Genomic DNA, 17,220 nt, shown 5'->3' with positions numbered 1-17,220 from the left:
AGAAGACACCTGAGGTTCCGCCACAGGACCACCCGAGCAAAACGACCGGGCGGGAATCACCGAAGCGAGCGCACCGCGCGAGTGAGCTCAGCGCGCTCCGCGAGTTCTGCGGTGTCCGGGTAGTCGACGCCCACCAACGTCAACCCGTGCGCGGGCGCGACCGCACTGGTGCGTTCCGCGGAGTCCGCCAGTTCCGCGGGCCAACCGCGGCCTTGGCGGCCGTCGCCGACCAGCAGCAGCACGCCCACCAGGCTCCGCACCATCGAATGGCAGAACGCGTCCGCGCTCACCCGGGCCACGATCAGGTGCTCGGCGACCCGTTCCCACTCGAAGCGCTGCAGCTCGCGCACGGTCGTCGCGCCGTCGCGGGGCTTGCAGAACGCGGCGAAATCCCGCAGTCCCAACAGATCCCGCGAGGCGGCGTTCAGCGCGTCGACGTCCACGGTGCGGTTCCACGCCAGGGTGTTCCGCCGCCGCGACGGATCGACGCCCCACGGCGCGTCCGAGACCTGGTACCGGTAGTGCCGCCGCAGCGCGGAGAAGCGGGCGTTGAAGCCGTCGGGCGCCAGCACGACCGAGCGCACCCGCACGTCGCCGGGCAGGATGCGGTTCCACCGGTGCGCGAGCCGGTCGAGGAGCGGAATCCCTTGTGCGTCAACGGGAAACCGCGCCTCGGCGGCGGAGCGGAACGGTTTGGCGTCCACGTGCACGACTTGGCCGTCGGCGTGCACGCCCGCGTCCGTGCGGCCCGCCACCACGACGGATCGCGACATCTCCCGGCCCGGCGGCTGCTTCGACAGCGCGTCCTCCAGGAGGCCTTGCACCGTGCGCTGCCCGGGCTGCTTCGCCCAACCGGCGAAGTCCGTGCCGTCGTAGGACACGTCCAAGCGAAGACGAACGAGCCCGCCCTCCCCGGAAGGAGCGACGGGCTCGTTCGACGCGTCAGAAACCGGAATCAGGACTCGTCCTTCTTCTCGGCCTCCTCGGCCTTGGCCTCAGCGGCGTCGTCGGCCTTGGCCTCGACGGCCTCGGTCTCGACCGCGGCGGACTCGTCCGCGGCCGGGGTCGCCTCGGCGGCCGGCTCGGCGTCCTTCGCGAACTTGGTGCCGCGGGCGGCTTCCGCCTCGGAGGTGACGGTCTTCTCCGTCACCAGGGCGATCACGGCCATCTTGGCGCTGTCACCGCGACGCGGCATCGCCTTGATGATCCGGGTGTAGCCGCCCGGACGCTCCGCGAAGTGCGGACCGATCTCGGCGAACAGCTTGTGCACGACGTCCTTGTCGCGGATGGTCTTCATGACCTCGCGACGGTTGTGCAGGTCGCCCTTTTTCGCTTTGGTGATCAGGCGCTCGGCGAGCGGCCGCAGCCGCTTCGCCTTCGCCTCGGTCGTCGTGATCTTCCCGTGCTCGAACAGCGACGTGGCCAGGTTGGCCAGCATCAACCGCTCGTGCGACGGCGACCCGCCGAGACGCGCTCCCTTGGTGGGGGTGGGCATCGCTTGCTCCTCTCAAGGCGCGGATCGGGTGGCCCTTCCCGCGCATCACAGCTACAGCTGCTCTGTCTCCGCGTAGTCCTGACCGTCGTCGTAGCCGTTGTCCTCGGCCACCGACAAGGAGCCCAGCGGGGTGTCGTCGTCCGCCGACCAGCCCTCCGAGGCGTACTCGGCGGCCGCGGCCGACGGGTCGAACCCGGGCGGGCTGTCCTTCAGTGCCAGTCCCAGACCCACCAGCTTCAGCTTGACCTCGTCGATGGACTTCGCACCGAAGTTGCGGATGTCCAGCAGGTCCGCCTCGCTGCGCGACACCAGTTCGCCGACGGTGTGAATGCCCTCCCGCTTGAGGCAGTTGTAGGAGCGCACCGTCAGGTCCAGGTCCTCGATCGGCATCGCGTAGGCCGCGATGGTGTCGGCCTCGGCGGGCGACGGTCCGATCTCGATGCCCTCGGCGTCCACGTTGAGCTCGCGCGCCAGCCCGAACAGCTCGACCAGGGTCCGACCGGCCGACGCGACCGCGTCGCGCGGCGTGATCGACGGCTTGGTCTCGACGTCCAGGATCAGCTTGTCGAAGTCGGTGCGCTGCTCAACACGGGTGGCCTCGACCTTGTAGGTCACCTTCAGCACCGGCGAGTAGATCGAGTCCACCGGGATGCGACCGATCTCCGCACCGGTCTGCTTGTTCTGCACCGCCGGGACGTAGCCGCGACCGCGCTCGACGACGAGCTCGATCTCCAGCTTTCCCTTGCCGTTGAGCGTGGCGATGTGCAGATCCGGGTTGTGCACGGTGACCCCGGCCGGCGGCACGATGTCGGCCGCGGTGACCTCACCGGGGCCCTGCTTGCGCAGGTACATCGTGACCGGCTCGTCCTCCTCGGAGCTCGTGACGAGCTCCTTGAGGTTCAGGATGACGTCGGTGACGTCCTCCTTCACGCCCGGAATGGTGGTGAACTCGTGCAGCACACCGTCAATGCGCAGGCTGGTGACGGCCGCGCCGGGAATGGAGGACAGCAAGGTCCGGCGCAGCGAGTTGCCGAGGGTGTAGCCGAAGCCGGGCTCCAGCGGTTCGATGACGAACCGGGAGCGGGTCTCGGTCACGGCCTCTTCGGCCAGTGAGGGTCGCTGGGAGATGAGCATGTTGAGTTTCCTTTACCTCACGACGCCCGCTATTTGACGTCGATCCGATAGCAGCTCGCGGCGAACCGCGAGCGGACGACGGAATCCGGCTCCGCCGCCCGGACGGCCACCGCCGGCGACCGGTGAGGGCCGCCGGCGGGAAGCATCACTTCGAGTAGTACTCGACGATGAGCTGCTCGGTGACCGGGGTGTCGATCTGCGCGCGCTCCGGGAGCTGGTGCACCAGGATGCGGAGGTTCGACGGCACGACCTGCAGCCATGCCGGCACCGGCCGCTCGCCCAAGGTCTCCTTGGCGATGATGAACGGCGTGGTGTTCACCGACTTCGGCTTCACGTCGATGATGTCGAACTTCGAGACCTGGAAGCTCGGAACGTTCACCTTGGTGCCGTTGACCACGAAGTGGCCGTGGCTGACCAGCTGCCGCGCCATCCGGCGGGTGCGGGCCAGACCGGACCGGTAGATCACGTTGTCCAGGCGGGACTCCAGCAGCTGCAGGAGGTTCTCGCCGGTACGCCCGGTGCGGCGGTTGGCTTCCTCGTAGTAGGAGCGGAACTGCCGCTCGAGGATGCCGTAGGTGAAACGAGCCTTCTGCTTCTCCTGGAGCTGCAGCAGGTACTCGGTTTCCTTGATGCGCGCGCGCCCGTGCTGCCCCGGCGGGTACGGACGACGCTCGAACGCCTGGTCCCCACCGATGAGGTCAACCTTGAGACGGCGGGACTTGCGGGTCGCGGGACCGGTGTAACGTGCCATCTTCTTCTACTCCTTTCCCGCGATCAGACCCGGCGCCGCTTGGGCGGCCGGCAGCCGTTGTGCGGCTGCGGGGTCACGTCCTGGATCGTGCCGACCTCGAGGCCGGCGGCCTGCAGCGAGCGGATCGCCGTCTCGCGGCCCGAACCCGGACCCTTCACGAAGACGTCGACCTTCTTCATGCCGTGCTCGGCGGCCTTGCGGGCGGCGTTCTCAGCGGCCATCTGCGCGGCGTACGGGGTGGACTTGCGAGAGCCCTTGAACCCGACGTGGCCCGCGGAGGCCCAGCTGATCACCGCACCGGTCGGGTCCGTGATCGAGACGATGGTGTTGTTGAAGGTGCTCTTGATGTGCGCTTGTCCGTGCGCAACATTCTTCTTTTCCTTGCGCCGCACCTTCTTGACGGCGCCAGCGCGAGACTTGGGTGGCATAGCTGTTGTGGTCTCCTAGCGACGCTTACTTCTTCCCGGCCTTCTTCTTGCCGGCGACCGTCTTCTTCGGTCCCTTGCGGGTACGGGCGTTGGTCTTCGTCCGCTGCCCGTTCAACGGGAGGTGGCGGCGGTGCCGCGTCCCCTCGTAGCAACCGATCTCGATCTTCCGGCGGATGTCGGCCGCGACCTCGCGGCGCAGGTCACCCTCGACCCGAAAATTGTTCTCGATGTACTCGCGGAGCTTCGCGAGCTGGTCATCGTCGAGATCCTTCGCGCGCGCGTCGAACGAGATGTCCGTCGCCGTCAGGATCTCCTGGGAGCGGCTGCGGCCGATCCCGAAGATGTAGGTCAGCGCGACCTCCATGCGCTTGTCACGCGGGAGGTCGACACCGGTGATCCTTGCCATGTAGGCAGGTCTCCTTCGTGTCGTTCCAGGTCTGCAACCCCTGCCGCCTCCACACCGCATCCGGCGTGAAGCCCCGGCCTGGAACCGGAGGTGGACCGGCTCACTCACGAGCCGGCAGGCGAGGGGAGTTCCCTTGGATTGTCAGTACGGCTACATGTCCGCGACGGACGCGATCAGCCCTGGCGCTGCTTGTGGCGCTGGTTGTCGCAAATGACCAGGACCCGCCCATGACGACGGATGATCTGGCACTTGTCGCAGATCTTCTTCACACTAGGTTGGACCTTCACGGTCGTGCTCTCCTGCTCGGACGCGTGCCCGGTCTCCCGGACACCGTGGAGGTCACTTGTAGCGGTAGACGATGCGCCCACGGGAAAGGTCGTAGGGCGAGAGCTCCACGACGACCCGGTCCTCGGGCAGGATGCGGATGTAGTGCTGACGCATCTTGCCACTGATGTGCGCGAGGACCTTGTGCCCGTTCTCCAACTCGACGCGGAACATCGCGTTGGGGAGCGGCTCGATCACGCGACCCTCGACCTCAATGGCCCCGTCTTTTTTGCCCATGTCCTCCGCGTTTCGTGACGGTGACGGTTGGTAAGGCTTGCGCCTTCGGCCACCCGACCCGGAGACTTCCCTCCAGGACCGGCGACGGACGCGCTCCGGTCGGCCCGAACTGCCCTGAGTGTGCGGTGAACCGCGAGACGCCCGTGGGACGGCCCGGCCGATGAGTCCGATGACGAACTCCCCGGAATGCCCCCTGCGAGCACAAGGCACGACGAACCGGCGCGATGAGTGCGCCGTTGCTCCACTGTACGCGCAGGCCGATTCGGGCTTCATCCGGGGGCTGGACAACGTCCCTGGTCGGCGGGCCGGTCCGGATTCGGCGCTCGCGCGCGATCCACCCCGGCGCCGGGCCCCTCACGCGGAGCGGGCGCGTCAACGCGGTGGGTGCGCGCGCATCGACGGTGGGTGAACGGGCGGGAGCGAGTGTGAGCAGACCTCCACCGCACCCCCCACTCGGGTGGTTGCGGCACCGCTCGCGGGCTGTCTACGTTCGATCTCACCCGTCGGCGCGACGATGATGTCGACCGGCGCGGTTGCGGAAAGCCCCGGCGACTCGGATTCGCCCAGCGCTCCGTCCGAGGAACCCGCGAGCAGCTCCGGTTCCGGCGCCAACGCAGCCACCCGTTCCGACCGCTGATCCGCGCTTCGAGGAGAGCAGTGACCGCGCAACAGGACCACACATCCGCCGCCCGGAAGCCGTCGCCCGGACCGGTGGGCAGGCTCGCCGAATACCGCACGTTCCTCACCAGTGCCGTGCGCAATCCGCGGGAGGTCGGTGCGGCCACCCCCACCTCGGCCGCCGTCGCGGCGACCGTCGCGCAGGTGGTGCCCACCACCGGCACGCCCGTCGTGCTGGAGCTCGGCCCCGGCACCGGCTCGCTCAGCGGCGGCATCCACGAGCGGCTGCCCGCGGGGGCCCGGCACATCGGCATCGAGCTCGTCGACGAGATGGTGGAGCACCTGCGGGCGCACGCGCCGTGGATGGAGCTCGTGCACGGCGACGCCGGTGACCTGGTCCCGCTGCTGGCCGAGCGGGGCGTCGACCGGGTGGACGCGGTGATCAGCAGCATCCCGTGGTCGCTGCTCCCCGACGACGAACAGGACCGCGTCCTCGGCGAGGTCACCAAGGTGCTCGCCCCGCACGGCGCGTTCACCGCGCTCACCTACCTGCCCGCGGAGCACAACCCCGGCGGCAAGCGGTTCCGCACCCGCCTGGCCACCACGTTCGACGAGGTGCTCACGCACACGACGTGGCGCAACTTCCCGCCGATCCTGCATTACATCTGCCGGCGCCCGTTGCACTGACGAAACGCCGTTCGATCTTGTGCTGCGGCGGGATCGGAGCGCTTTTCGCTTCGAGATCAATTCTTCGAGCGGCCGCGACCCCGATAGCGGACCTCGTGAGCAGAGCACCGAGAACCTTCGGTGCTCTCGCCCGAGCACTGGTCAGCGACGCGGCCATCGCCAGAACGACGATCCGGAAATGCCCCGAAAAGGATCTCCGTGCCCTTTGGGGCAGATCCGGGCGATTTCCCGCTCACGGCATCCGGGACCGCCGGATTCCGGGGGCGGGCCGTTACGGTTCTCCAGGACCTCTCTTCCGATCCTGGAGCGCCGAGTGAGCAAGCAAGCCAAGCTGCGCGAGTACCGCACCTTCGTCACGCGCGCCGTCCGGCAGCCCGGCACCGTGGGTGCCGTGCTCCCCACCTCCGAGCACGTCGCGAGAGCGGTCGCGGAGGTCGTCCCGGCCAGCGGCACGCCGACGGTGCTCGAACTCGGGCCGGGCACCGGTGCGCTCAGCGGGGCGTTGCGCGAACGGCTGCCCGACGGCTCCGACCACTTGGCCGTGGAGATCGACCCGGAGCTGGTGCGGTACCTCAACTCCACGAAGCCCTGGCTGGAGGTCATCGAAGGCGATGCCCGGCACCTCGTCGAACTGCTCGCCGCGGCGAACCGCACCCAGGTGGACGCGGTCATCAGCAGCATCCCGTGGACGCTGCTGCCCGCCGACCAGCAACGCGCCTTGCTGCGCGAGGTCTCGAAGGTGCTGACGAAGGAAGGCGTGTTCACCACGGTCACCTACGTGACGACGTTGTGGCGGGCGAACACGATCGCCTTCACCGAGATCCTGCGGGAGACCTTCGAGGAAGTGCTGCCGCGCAGCACGGTGTGGCGCAACGTCCCGCCCGCCCGCGTGTACGTCTGCCGCCGCCCGCGGCACTGACCCCCGCACGACGAATGCCTCATCCGGACGGCTCTCGCCGCCGGATGAGGCATTCGCGTCAGAGGTGTTCTCACGCCGGGCTAGGGGCTCGGCTCACTGCTCCGGAGCGGTGAGGACCCAGGGCCCGTCTTCGGTGATCGCGACGGTGTGCTCCCAGTGCGCCGCGCGGGAACCGTCGAAGGTGACCACGGTCCACTCGTCGTCCAGTTCCACGGTGTCCACCGAGCCGAGCGTCAGCATCGGCTCGACCGCCAACGCCATGCCGACCCGCAGCTTCGGGCCGCGACCGGGCTTGCCGAGGTTCGGCAGGAACGGCTCCATGTGCATCTCGGTGCCGATGCCGTGGCCGCCGTACTCGGCGATGATCCCGTAGTCGATGCCGTCGGACTTGCCCGCCGCCTGCGCCGCGGTCTGCACGGCGTGCGAGATGTCGGTCAGGTGCGCTCCGGCCTGCGCCCGCTGCAACCCGGCCCACATGGCCTGGCGCGTCGCGTCGGACAGCGCCTGGTCGCGCTCGCTGACCGCGCCGATCGACAGGGTGACGGCGGAGTCCCCGTGCCAGCCTTCGAGGATGGCCCCGCAGTCCACCGACAGCAGGTCGCCGTCGGCGAGCACCTCGGACTTCGACGGGATGCCGTGCACGACCTTCTCGTTCACCGACGCGCAGATCGACGCCGGGAAGCCGTGGTAGCCCTGGAAGGACGGGACGGCACCGGCGTCCCGGATCACCTGCTCGGCGACCTCGTCGAGCTCACCGGTGCTGACACCGGGTTCGGCCTTCGCGGAGACCGCGGCGAGCGCGCTGGCCACGACCAGCCCCGCCGCCCGCATCGCCTCGATCTCGCCGACCGATTTGAGCTCGATGCCCTTGCCTCGCCGAAACACCCGTGTTCCCGTCCGTTCCTCAGGTCTGGTGCGCGCCCGTCAGGCCTTCTTCTGGCCCAACGCGTCGAGCGCGCGGTCGGTGATGTCCTCGACCGAGCCGAGTGCGTCGATCTTGACGACCTTGGCCCGGTAGTAGTCCAGCAGCGGTTCGGTCTCCGAGTGGTAGACGGCGAGCCTGCGCCGGATCACGTCCTCGGTGTCGTCCGACCGGCCGCGGTCGAGCATGCGGCGCACGAGCTCTTCCTCGGGCACGTCGAACTGGACGACGGCGGTGAGCTCCATGCCGTTGTCGGCCAGGATTTCGCCGAGCACGTCGGCCTGCGGCGTCGTCCGCGGGAATCCGTCGAGCAGGAACCCGTCCTGCGCGTCCGGCTCCGCCAGCCGCTCGCGAACCATCTCGTTGGTGACCTCGTCGGGAACCAGTTCGCCCGCGTCCATGTAGGACTTGGCCTTCTGCCCGAGTGGCGTGGAATTCCCGATGTTCGCGCGGAACAGGTCGCCGGTGGAGATGTGCGGAACGGCGAGCCGTTCGCCCAGCACGGCCGCTTGGGTGCCCTTGCCCGCACCAGGCGGGCCGACGAGAACCAATCGCACCAAGGGTCTGCCTCCGAATCATTGCGGTGGTCTGCAGCCACCTTCGTCGAGCGCTCCGCACTCACCCCGTGGAGTGCGGATGCTGATCGCCGCGCGCGTTGCCCGGCGGGATCGACGCTCGGCGGGCCGCCCTGGTATCAGCCCAGGCCAGGGCCACGCCGAACGTCGCCACGGACGAACACCATAATGCACGCGCTATGCGGAACGCCGATGAGCTTCCGCGATGCGAAACAATGAGTCCGCCATCCGTACTCGGGGAGTTTACCGGAGGAAACCCTCGTAGTTCCGCTGCGTGAGTTGGCTCTCGATCTGCTTCACGGTGTCCAAGCCGACGTTGACCATGATCAACACCGCCGTGCCGCCGAACGGGAAGTTCTGGTTCCCGCCCTGGCCCGTCAGGCCCAGGAAGAAGTTCGGCAGGATCGCGATGATGCCCAGGTACAACGAGCCGGGCAGCGTGATGCGGGACAGCACGAAGCTCAGGTACTCGGCGGTCGGCCGACCAGGCCTGATGCCGGGGATGAAGCCGCCGAACTTCTTCATCTCGTCAGCCCGTTCCTCCGGGTTGAACGTGATGGAGACGTAGAAGTAGGCGAAGAAGATGATCATCGCCATGTACAGCAGGATGTGCACCCAGCTGGACGGGTCGACGATGTAGGTCTGGATGAACCGCGCCCACCAGGAGTCCTGGTTGCCCGCGAGCTGCCCGAGCAGCTGCGGCAGGTACAGCAGCGAGGAACCGAAGATCACCGGGATGACACCGGCCTGGTTCACCTTCAGCGGCAGGTACGTCGACGTCCCGCCGTACATCCGGCGACCGATCATGCGCTTCGCGTACTGCACCGGGATCCGGCGCTGCGCCTGCTCGATGAAGACCACCGTGGCGATGATCGCCACCGCGAACAGGCAGACCACGGTGAACACCAGGCCGCCGTGCGTCTGCAGGATCTTGCCGCCCTCAGCGGGGATCCGGGCCGCGATCGAGGTGAAGATGAGCAGCGACATGCCGTTGCCGACACCGCGCTCGGTGATCAGCTCACCCATCCACATCAGCAGCGCGGCGCCCGCCGTCATCACGACCACGATGGTGATGAGGTTCAGCACCGAGCTGTCCGGGATGACGTCCGCGGAGCAGTCGGGGAAGAGCTGGCCGCGCTCGGCGAGCGCGACGATGCCCGTCGCCTGCAGCACCGCGAGCGCGATCGCCAGGTAGCGGGTGTACTGCGTCAGCTTCGCCTGGCCGGACTGCCCTTCCTTCTTCAACTGCTCGAAGCGAGGAATGACCACCTGGAGCAGCTGGATGATGATGCTCGCGGTGATGTAGGGCATGATGCCCAGCGACAACACCGACAGCTGCAACAGCGCGCCACCGCTGAACAGGTTCAACAGCGAGAAGACACTCTGACTGCCCTGCAGTTCCTGATAGCACTGCTGGACGTTCGGGTACGAAACCCCCGGAGAGGGAATCGTGGCGCCGAGCCGGTACAGCACGACCATGCCCAGTGTGAACAGGATCTTGCGGCGCAGGTCCGGCGTCGCCAGAGCCGAGCGGAAGGCGCCGAGCACGCGAACCTCCTGGTGCGCAAGCCGGGGTTACCGGCCGAACGATGGCCGGCTTCCCAAATCCTCGTACGCGGGGCCGGCACGGCTGGAAAATCCACAGCACCGTGCTCGGCACGGTGCTGCCTGGGCGACTCTAGCAGGTCGCCGAATACGCTCCGTCAGTCGGCGGTGATCCGCCGCACCCTCCCGGTCACAGCACCGGGAAGAGGGTTCGCCGACGGGAGCGCGGCCGGCGCGGCCCTCCCGGTCCACCGACCGGTCCGACCTGCGCACGACCCGCCGCGGGGCCTCCCGGCAGTGCGCCGGAAGGCCCCGCGGATCCGCGGATCAGCCGCAGTTGGCCGACTTCTCCTCGTCGGTCATCGGGCTGGTGTCCTGGGTGATCGTGCTCTCCTGGGAATCGGCGGGGCCGGTGACCTCCATCGGCACGTACCAGATGTAGTGGTCGTAGAACTTGTCCTCGAAGTGCAGCTCGTAGGTGCCCTTGACCTTCTGCATCTTCGGCCCGTGGAAGACCCGCCCGGCGTCACCGGGATTGACGTCGATGTTCGTCGTCTGGGTCTCGGTGTGGGATTCCTTCCACTCGTGGCCGTAGCTGGCCTTGAAGGTCACCTTGAACACCTCGCCGAACGAGGTCGACATCGACAGCCCGAGGCTGTTGCTCTCGGAGGTGGTGTCCGACCAGGACACCCCCATCCGCTGCGGCAGCTCGGTGCAGTTGAACGTGGGGCTGCCGACGAGCTCGGAGGTGTTCTGGAAGTACTCCGGCTCCCCCTCCGGGTGGAACACGCAGCTGTCGGTGCCGTTGTCGCACTTCTCCAGCAGTTCGCGCGCGGTGGGTTCGTCGGCCGCGGAGGCGGGCGGGACGACCAGCAGTCCTGCCACGGCGGCCGTGGCGGCGGCGGTGGCGATGCGGTGGATCATCGGTGGACCTCTCTTCCGGCGGCGGACCCGGACGGCGCCGCCGAGGCGTTCAAGGACGGGGAGCACTTCCAGAGCACCGGGATCATCACGAGCACCGGGCTCATCACGGGCACCGGGCTCGTCACGGGCACCGGGATCATCACGGGCACTGGGAGATCTCTTCCTCCGTCATGTCCCGCACGTGCTGGCTGACCGCGCTGGTCGGGTCCGGCGCCGGGCCCGTGACCTCCATCGGCACGTACCAGATGTAGTGGTCGTAGAACTTGTCCTCGAAGTGCAGCTCGTAGGTGCCCTTCACCTTCTGCATCTGCGCCGCGCGCTCGACCGAACCCACCTGGTTCGGCTCGGTGTCCACGTTCGTCGTCTGGGATTCGGTGTGCGACTCCTCCCAGGTGTGCTCGTAGCTCTGCTCGTAGGCGATGGAGAAGACCTTGCCGAACCCGGCCTCCGTGGTCATCGACATGCCGACGCTGTTGCTCTGCGAGGTCGTGTCCGACCACTCCACCGAGGAGCGCTGGATCCCGTCGGTGCAGTTGTAGACCGGGTCACCGACGGTGTGCGCCTCATCGGTGTAGTACTCCGGCTGGCCTTCCGGGTGGAACACGCAGCTGTCGGTGCCGTTGTCGCACTTCTCCATGAGTTCGCGGACCGTCGGCTCGTCCGCGGCGGCGGCCGACGGCGCGAAGGCCATCGCTGCCAGCGAGAACGCCGAGACGAGGACCGCGCTGGATCGACGTGGGGACATGAGGGCTCTCCTCGATGTTGGGCGGCGCCGGTTCGGTGCCGCGCTCGGCGACCGCTCAGCTGAGTCCGACGGACTGGGTGCGGTCGTTGATCAGGTCACCGACGTAGGCGGTGTTCTCCTTGAACGGCCCGTCGCGGTCGCCGCCGAGGTTCGGCTCCGGGTACAGCCAGATCCAGCAGTTCGCCCACGGCTGCACCGAGGTGACCCGGTCCTTCCAGTCGTCCGGCAGGTCGATCTGGTACTCGACCTTGCCGTCCTTCTCGCACAGCCCGGCGCCGTAGATCGTGAAGCTGTCCCCGCCGTAGTTCTCCTCGTCGAACAAGGTCCCCTGCACGACCTCGCCGTCCCGCGTGCTCGCCACCTCCGACCGGGCGCTGCCGGTGGCCTCGGCGAGGGTGTCGAAGCAGCGCTGCTGGCCGGTGCCCGCGTCGAAGGCGCAGTGCCGCGCCGGGCTCGCCTCGGCCGCCGCGGCACCGGCGATTCCGGGAACGGTGGCCGCCAGCAGGGACATCGCCGCGATCGGCAGTCCGGCTCGTAGCGTTCGACGCCGCATACCTGCTCCTCATAATTGATTCCGAAGGAGTGCTCGGGAGCACTGGTCCGAACAACTTAAACGCGCATCGGAATGGCCAGTACCTGCGAATGGGAGCGCTTCCATTCGGCGGAACGGCGGCGATTGCTCACACTTTTCGCTGCGCCCGGACGGCTCAGCCCCACTGCTCCACCGCACCCCGGCCGACCTCACGCGCCACCGGCGACCGGAACGGAACACCAGGTCACCAAGGCCCTTCGCGGAGCAAGGCGCGTCCGATCGGCCACGAGCACCTGCCGAGCAGCCACCCGGCGCGCGCCGATTCAGATCAGTTCCGGTTCACCGCAGCAGAACTCAGCGTTCACATATACCTGAGCCGAATCGAAAAACGCCGGACGAGAACCGGAAAATCGGCCGGAAAACGCGTTATCAGCGATAACGGCGGAAGCCGGGAATCAACTTCGAGCCGAGGCGTTGTCCAGTGCCGATGCCCGGATGTCGCCCAGCACGCCTCGACCGGGCGACGGCGAGCTTTCCCGGGAAACCACGCAAGCACCGCTAACACGACCCGGACATGCGAAAGGGCCGGCCGACCCGAAGGTCGACCGGCCCTTTCGACCGGAATCACCGGAGCGTTCAGCTCTCCAGCTTGGTAGCCGAACCGCCCGCGGCAGTGATCTTCTCCTGCGCGCTGCCGGTGAAGGCGTGCGCGGTGACGTCCAGCTTGACGCCCTCCAGCTCACCACCACCGAGAACCTTGACCAGCTCGCCCTTGTTGGCGAGTCCGGCCGAGATCAGCTCGTCGATGCCGACGGTGCCACCGTTCGGGAACGCAGCGGCCAGGCGGCCGAGGTTCACGCCTTGGTACTCCACCCGGTTGCGGTTCTTGAAGCCGCGAAGCTTCGGGAGCCGCATCTGGATCGGCATCTGCCCGCCTTCGAAGCGCGGGGAGACGGTCTTGCGAGCCTTGGTGCCCTTGGTACCGCGGCCCGCGGTCTTGCCCTTGGAGCCCTCACCGCGGCCGACCCGGATCTTGTCCCGGTTCGAACCCGGCGCGGGGCGCAGGTCGTGAATCTTGATGACCATGCTCAGTCGACCTCCTCAACCGTCACCAGGTGGTGCACGGCCTTGACCAGGCCACGCGTGTTCGCGTCATCAGGGCGAACCACGGTCTGGCGGATCTTGCGCAGGCCGAGGGTGCGCATGCTGTCGCGCTGGTTGCTCTTCGTGCCCACCAGACCACGGGTCTGGGTGATCTTCAGCTGTGCCACGTCACGCCCCCTGACCGGCACGCGCACGCAGCATGAACGCGGGAGCCACGTCTTCCAGCGGCAGACCGCGGCGGGCCGCGACCTCCTCCGGACGCTGCAGGCTCTTGAGCGCCGCCACCGTGGCGTGCACGATGTTGATCGGGTTGTCGCTGCCCAGCGACTTGCTCAGCACGTCGTGCACGCCGGCGCCTTCCAGCACCGCGCGCACCGGGCCGCCGGCGATGACACCGGTACCGGCGCTGGCCGGACGCAGCATGACGACGCCGGCGGCGTCCTCACCCTGGACCGGGTGCGTGATCGTGCCGCCGAGGCGGGGGACGCGGAAGAAGTTCTTCTTCGCCTCCTCCACGCCCTTGGCGATCGCCGCGGGCACTTCCTTGGCCTTGCCGTAACCGACACCGACCATGCCGTCGGTGTCACCGACGACCACGAGCGCGGTGAAGCTGAACCGCCGGCCGCCCTTGACGACCTTCGCGACGCGGTTGATCGTCACGACACGCTCGAACTGCATGCTCTTCTCTTGGGCCGCCCCGCCACGGCCACCGTCGCGGCGGTCCCGGCGGTCTTTGCCGCCGGACTCCGAACCGCCGTCACGCCGAGTGCGTCCAGGCATCAGGCGTCCCTCTCGATCGTTGTCATCTCAGTCGTACGCATGTCAGAACTCCAGGCCGCCGTCACGGGCGGCGTCGGCCAGCGCCGCGACCCGGCCGTGGTAGGCGTTGCCACCCCGGTCGAACACGACCTTCTCGACACCGGCGTCCTTGGCACGGGCGGCGACGAGCTCGCCGACCTTGGTCGCCTTGGCCTTCTTGTCGCCCTCGAGGGTGCGCAGGTCGGCTTCCATGCTGGAGGCCGACGCCAGCGTGTGACCCGCGACGTCGTCGATGACCTGCGCGACGATGTGCCGCGTGGACCGGGTCACGACCAGGCGCGGACGCGCCGGCGTGCCGCTGATCTTCTTCCGGAGCCGGAAGTGGCGGTTCGCGCGGGCGATCCGACGCACGGTCGAGATGTCCTTGCCCACGGGCTTGCGCTTCGTAGCAGTGGTTGTCTCGCTCATGGTCACTTACCCGTCTTTCCGACCTTGCGGCGGATGGCTTCGCCGGCGTAACGCACGCCCTTGCCCTTGTACGGGTCGGGACGGCGCAGCTTGCGGATCCTCGCGGCGATCTCGCCGACCAACTGCTTGTCGATGCCCTTGACCGACAGCTTGGTCGCACCCTCGGTCGCGAACTCGATGCCCTTCGGGGGCTCGATCACGATGGGGTGGCTGTAGCCCAAGGAGAACTCGAGGTTCGCGCCCTTGAGCAGCACCCGGTAACCCACGCCGTGGATTTCCAGGTCCTTCTGGTAGCCCTTGCTGACGCCGAGCACCATGTTGTTGACCAGGCTGCGCGACAGACCGTGCAGCGAGCGGCTCTCGCGCTCGTCGTCCGGCCGCTTGACCAGGACCGACCCGTCTTCGTCCTTCTCAACGGTGATCGGCTCGGCGATGTTCTGCTCCAAGGTGCCCTTGGGGCCCTTGACCGTCACCGCCTGCCCGTCGATGGTGACCTCGACACCGGAGGGCACGGTGATCGGAAGCTTCCCGATACGCGACATGCTCCTCCTCCCTTACCAAACGTAGGCGAGGACTTCCCCGCCCACGCCCTGCTTGATGGCCTGCCGGTCGGTCACCAGACCACCGGACGTGGAAATGATCGCGATGCCCAGGCCGCCGAGAACCTTCGGCAGGTTCGTGGACTTCGCGTAGACCCGCAGACCGGGCTTGGAGACCCGCCGCAGGCCGGCGATGCTGCGTTCCCGGTTCGGGCCGTACTTGAGCTCGACGACCAGGTTCTGGCCCTTCTCGCCCTGCTCGGCACGGGAACCCGTCACGTAACCCTCGCGCTTGAGGATTTCGGCGATGTTCGCCTTGAGCTTCGAATGCGGCATCACGACCTCGTCGTGATACGCCGAACTTCCATTCCGCAGACGCGTCAGCATGTCTGCGATGGGGTCGGTCATCGTCATGTGACCTGGTCCACCTTTCTCACCCGGTTCCGACGGGCCCGGACGCGTCCCGCACAGCGGGAGGTCTGGATCCTGGCCTAGGCGAAGTCGGATGCCTGCCGGACGGGCAGGCTCATGTCAGCGGCACGCACGCGCGCCACCCGCCGAAGCGGGTAAAAGCCCTGGTGGTGCCCGCCGAGCGTACCCGTGACCGGGTATCGCCCAGCGGGCGGGCACTCACCAGGAAGACTTGCTCACGCCCGGCAGCTCGCCGGCGTGCGCCATCTCGCGGAAGCACACGCGGCACAGGCCGAACTTGCGGAACACCGACCGCGGACGCCCGCAGCGCTGGCAGCGGGTGTAGCCGCGCACCTTGAACTTCGGCTTGCGCGCGGCCTTGTTGATCAGCGCCTTCTTGGCCATCGGCTCAGTTCTCCTTGTTTCGACGCCCTGCGATACCCGACATCACTGCTCCTTGAACGGGAAGCCCAGGTGGCGCAGCAGCCGCCGGCCTTCCTCATTGGTGGTGGCCGTGGTCACCACTGTGATGTCCATACCGCGGGGACGGTCGATCGAGTCGGGGTCGATCTCGTGGAACATCGACTGCTCGTTGAGCCCGAAGGTGTAGTTGCCGTTGCCGTCGAACTGCTTCGGCGACAGGCCGCGGAAGTCACGGATGCGCGGCAGCGCGATCGTGACCAGGCGGTCGACGAACTCCCACATGCGGTCGCCGCGCAGCGTGACGCGCGCACCGATCGGCATGCCTTCGCGCAGCTTGAACTGAGCGATGGACTTGCGGGCCCGGCGGATCTCGGGGCGCTGACCGGTGATCGTGGTCAGGTCGCGGACCGCGCCTTCGATGAGCTTGCTGTCCCGCGCCGCGTCACCGACACCCATGTTGACGACGACCTTGACCACGCCGGGGACCAGCATGGCGTTCGAGTACTCGAACTCCTCGTGCAGGGCCTTGCGGATCTCGTCGCGGTACCGGGTCTTGAGCCGGGGGACGATCTTCTCCGTGGTGGTCATGATCAGATGTCCTTCCCGTTGCGGCGGGACACGCGAACCTTCTTGCCGTCCTCGCCGAACCGGTAGCCCACACGCGTGGGAGTGCCGTCGGAGTCGACCACCATCACGTTGCTCACGTGAATCGGCGCCTCCTGGGTGACGATTCCGCCGGACTGCGCACCACGCTCGGTCCGGGAGACCTTGGTGTGCTTCTTGATCCGGTTCACGCCTTCGACCAGGACCCGCTCACGCTGCGGGTAGGCCTCGATGACCTTGCCGCGAGCGCCCTTGTCCTTGCCGGAGATCACGACGACGGTGTCGCCCTTCTTGATCTTCATCACAGCACCTCCGGCGCGAGCGAAATGATCTTCATGTACTTCTTGTCGCGCAGCTCGCGCCCGACCGGGCCGAAGATGCGGGTCCCACGGGGACCACCGTCGGTCTTGAGCAGCACCGCGGCGTTCTCGTCGAACCGGATGTAGGAACCATCCGCGCGGCGCTTTTCCTTCTTCTGCCGGACGATGACGGCCTTGACCACATCGCCCTTCTTCACGCCGGCACCCGGAATTGCTTCCTTGACGGTGGCGACGATGACGTCACCGATACCCGCGTAACGCCGACCAGAACCACCGAGGACCCGGATCGTGAGGATCTCCTTGGCCCCAGTGTTGTCGGCGACACGCAGTCGCGACTCCTGCTGGATCACG

General features: G+C 67.8%; 26 protein-coding genes. 2 read left to right on the top strand and 24 right to left on the bottom strand.

The features are described from left to right. Positions 1-56: 56 nt before the first annotated feature. From truA to infA, 8 genes are all read right to left on the bottom strand, one after another. Entirely contained in the window at positions 57-887 is an 831-nt protein-coding gene (truA, locus tag BJ969_RS01025) for a tRNA pseudouridine(38-40) synthase TruA (RefSeq protein ID WP_184476426.1), read from the bottom strand. Between the two features lie 68 nt (positions 888-955). Then, complete coding sequence (rplQ, locus tag BJ969_RS01020) at positions 956-1,495, bottom strand: 50S ribosomal protein L17 (protein ID WP_184476424.1); 540 nt, start codon at positions 1,493-1,495, stop codon at positions 956-958. Between the two features lie 51 nt (positions 1,496-1,546). Further along, positions 1,547-2,629 (bottom strand): DNA-directed RNA polymerase subunit alpha, encoded by a 1,083-nt coding sequence (locus tag BJ969_RS01015; protein WP_184476422.1) that lies wholly within the window; start codon positions 2,627-2,629, stop codon positions 1,547-1,549. 145 nt (positions 2,630-2,774) lie between these two features. Continuing rightward, the gene (gene rpsD, locus BJ969_RS01010; protein ID WP_184476420.1) at positions 2,775-3,380 is read right to left on the bottom strand and encodes a 30S ribosomal protein S4; all 606 of its coding nucleotides are present in this window, start codon (positions 3,378-3,380) and stop codon (positions 2,775-2,777) included. Positions 3,381-3,403: 23 nt separating this feature from the next. Then, positions 3,404-3,808 carry a 30S ribosomal protein S11 gene (rpsK, locus tag BJ969_RS01005; RefSeq protein WP_184476418.1) on the bottom strand — a complete coding sequence of 135 codons (405 nt, stop codon included), beginning with the start codon at positions 3,806-3,808 and terminating at the stop codon, positions 3,404-3,406. A gap of 25 nt (positions 3,809-3,833) precedes the next feature. Then, complete coding sequence (rpsM, locus tag BJ969_RS01000; RefSeq protein WP_184476417.1) at positions 3,834-4,214, bottom strand: 30S ribosomal protein S13; 381 nt, start codon at positions 4,212-4,214, stop codon at positions 3,834-3,836. 173 nt (positions 4,215-4,387) lie between these two features. Then, on the bottom strand, positions 4,388-4,501 hold the full coding sequence (rpmJ, locus tag BJ969_RS00995) for a 50S ribosomal protein L36 (protein WP_184476415.1): 114 nt from the start codon (positions 4,499-4,501) through the stop codon (positions 4,388-4,390). Positions 4,502-4,553: 52 nt separating this feature from the next. Next, a complete protein-coding gene (infA, locus tag BJ969_RS00990) occupies positions 4,554-4,775 on the bottom strand; it encodes a translation initiation factor IF-1 (RefSeq protein WP_009948665.1) in 222 nt (73 codons plus the stop codon). Positions 4,776-5,432: 657 nt separating this feature from the next. On the opposite strand from infA, the gene BJ969_RS00985 reads away from it, so the two are divergent. Both BJ969_RS00985 and BJ969_RS00980 read left to right on the top strand, forming a co-directional pair. Beyond that, positions 5,433-6,080 (top strand): class I SAM-dependent methyltransferase, encoded by a 648-nt coding sequence (locus BJ969_RS00985; protein ID WP_343071163.1) that lies wholly within the window; start codon positions 5,433-5,435, stop codon positions 6,078-6,080. Between the two features lie 313 nt (positions 6,081-6,393). Continuing rightward, positions 6,394-6,999, top strand: coding sequence for a methyltransferase domain-containing protein (locus BJ969_RS00980; protein ID WP_184476413.1), 606 nt, complete (start codon positions 6,394-6,396; stop codon positions 6,997-6,999). A gap of 93 nt (positions 7,000-7,092) precedes the next feature. Here BJ969_RS00980 and map read toward each other — a convergent pair whose 3' ends face one another. The 16 genes from map to rplN form a co-directional block, all read right to left on the bottom strand. Then, a complete protein-coding gene (gene map, locus BJ969_RS00975; RefSeq protein ID WP_184476411.1) occupies positions 7,093-7,884 on the bottom strand; it encodes a type I methionyl aminopeptidase in 792 nt (263 codons plus the stop codon). A gap of 39 nt (positions 7,885-7,923) precedes the next feature. Continuing rightward, complete coding sequence (locus BJ969_RS00970; protein ID WP_184476409.1) at positions 7,924-8,481, bottom strand: adenylate kinase; 558 nt, start codon at positions 8,479-8,481, stop codon at positions 7,924-7,926. Positions 8,482-8,739: 258 nt separating this feature from the next. Then, positions 8,740-10,044, bottom strand: coding sequence for a preprotein translocase subunit SecY (gene secY / locus BJ969_RS00965; RefSeq protein WP_184476407.1), 1,305 nt, complete (start codon positions 10,042-10,044; stop codon positions 8,740-8,742). Between the two features lie 324 nt (positions 10,045-10,368). After that, complete coding sequence (locus BJ969_RS00960; protein WP_184476405.1) at positions 10,369-10,965, bottom strand: hypothetical protein; 597 nt, start codon at positions 10,963-10,965, stop codon at positions 10,369-10,371. Positions 10,966-11,104: 139 nt separating this feature from the next. After that, on the bottom strand, positions 11,105-11,710 hold the full coding sequence (locus tag BJ969_RS00955) for a hypothetical protein (RefSeq protein WP_184476403.1): 606 nt from the start codon (positions 11,708-11,710) through the stop codon (positions 11,105-11,107). A 55-nt stretch (positions 11,711-11,765) separates the two neighbouring features. Beyond that, positions 11,766-12,263 carry a hypothetical protein gene (locus tag BJ969_RS00950; protein ID WP_184476401.1) on the bottom strand — a complete coding sequence of 166 codons (498 nt, stop codon included), beginning with the start codon at positions 12,261-12,263 and terminating at the stop codon, positions 11,766-11,768. Between the two features lie 615 nt (positions 12,264-12,878). Continuing rightward, positions 12,879-13,328, bottom strand: a complete 450-nt coding sequence (gene rplO / locus BJ969_RS00945) for a 50S ribosomal protein L15 (RefSeq protein WP_184476399.1) — start codon at positions 13,326-13,328, stop codon at positions 12,879-12,881. A 2-nt stretch (positions 13,329-13,330) separates the two neighbouring features. Continuing rightward, the gene (rpmD, locus tag BJ969_RS00940; RefSeq protein ID WP_184476396.1) at positions 13,331-13,513 is read right to left on the bottom strand and encodes a 50S ribosomal protein L30; all 183 of its coding nucleotides are present in this window, start codon (positions 13,511-13,513) and stop codon (positions 13,331-13,333) included. Position 13,514: 1 nt separating this feature from the next. Continuing rightward, on the bottom strand, positions 13,515-14,126 hold the full coding sequence (gene rpsE / locus BJ969_RS00935; RefSeq protein ID WP_184476393.1) for a 30S ribosomal protein S5: 612 nt from the start codon (positions 14,124-14,126) through the stop codon (positions 13,515-13,517). A 42-nt stretch (positions 14,127-14,168) separates the two neighbouring features. Continuing rightward, on the bottom strand, positions 14,169-14,573 hold the full coding sequence (gene rplR / locus BJ969_RS00930; protein WP_184476390.1) for a 50S ribosomal protein L18: 405 nt from the start codon (positions 14,571-14,573) through the stop codon (positions 14,169-14,171). 2 nt (positions 14,574-14,575) lie between these two features. Continuing rightward, the gene (gene rplF, locus BJ969_RS00925; RefSeq protein ID WP_184476387.1) at positions 14,576-15,115 is read right to left on the bottom strand and encodes a 50S ribosomal protein L6; all 540 of its coding nucleotides are present in this window, start codon (positions 15,113-15,115) and stop codon (positions 14,576-14,578) included. 12 nt (positions 15,116-15,127) lie between these two features. Further along, the gene (gene rpsH / locus BJ969_RS00920) at positions 15,128-15,526 is read right to left on the bottom strand and encodes a 30S ribosomal protein S8 (RefSeq protein WP_184476384.1); all 399 of its coding nucleotides are present in this window, start codon (positions 15,524-15,526) and stop codon (positions 15,128-15,130) included. A gap of 216 nt (positions 15,527-15,742) precedes the next feature. Further along, entirely contained in the window at positions 15,743-15,928 is a 186-nt protein-coding gene (locus tag BJ969_RS00915; protein WP_184476381.1) for a type Z 30S ribosomal protein S14, read from the bottom strand. A gap of 42 nt (positions 15,929-15,970) precedes the next feature. Continuing rightward, the gene (gene rplE / locus BJ969_RS00910; RefSeq protein ID WP_184476378.1) at positions 15,971-16,534 is read right to left on the bottom strand and encodes a 50S ribosomal protein L5; all 564 of its coding nucleotides are present in this window, start codon (positions 16,532-16,534) and stop codon (positions 15,971-15,973) included. A 2-nt stretch (positions 16,535-16,536) separates the two neighbouring features. Then, positions 16,537-16,851: a 50S ribosomal protein L24 gene (gene rplX, locus BJ969_RS00905; protein WP_184476375.1), complete on the bottom strand. Its 315-nt coding sequence runs from the start codon at positions 16,849-16,851 to the stop codon at positions 16,537-16,539. Then, on the bottom strand, positions 16,851-17,219 hold the full coding sequence (gene rplN / locus BJ969_RS00900; RefSeq protein WP_184476372.1) for a 50S ribosomal protein L14: 369 nt from the start codon (positions 17,217-17,219) through the stop codon (positions 16,851-16,853). The genes rplX and rplN overlap by 1 nt, the downstream gene beginning before the upstream one ends. Position 17,220: the final 1 nt, after the last annotated feature.

Origin of the sequence: Saccharopolyspora gloriosae (assembly GCF_014203325.1) — a bacterium.
In the GTDB taxonomy this organism is placed as follows: Bacteria; Actinomycetota; Actinomycetes; order Mycobacteriales; family Pseudonocardiaceae; genus Saccharopolyspora_C; species Saccharopolyspora_C gloriosae.
This window is presented reverse-complemented; position numbering and strand designations above follow the sequence as displayed.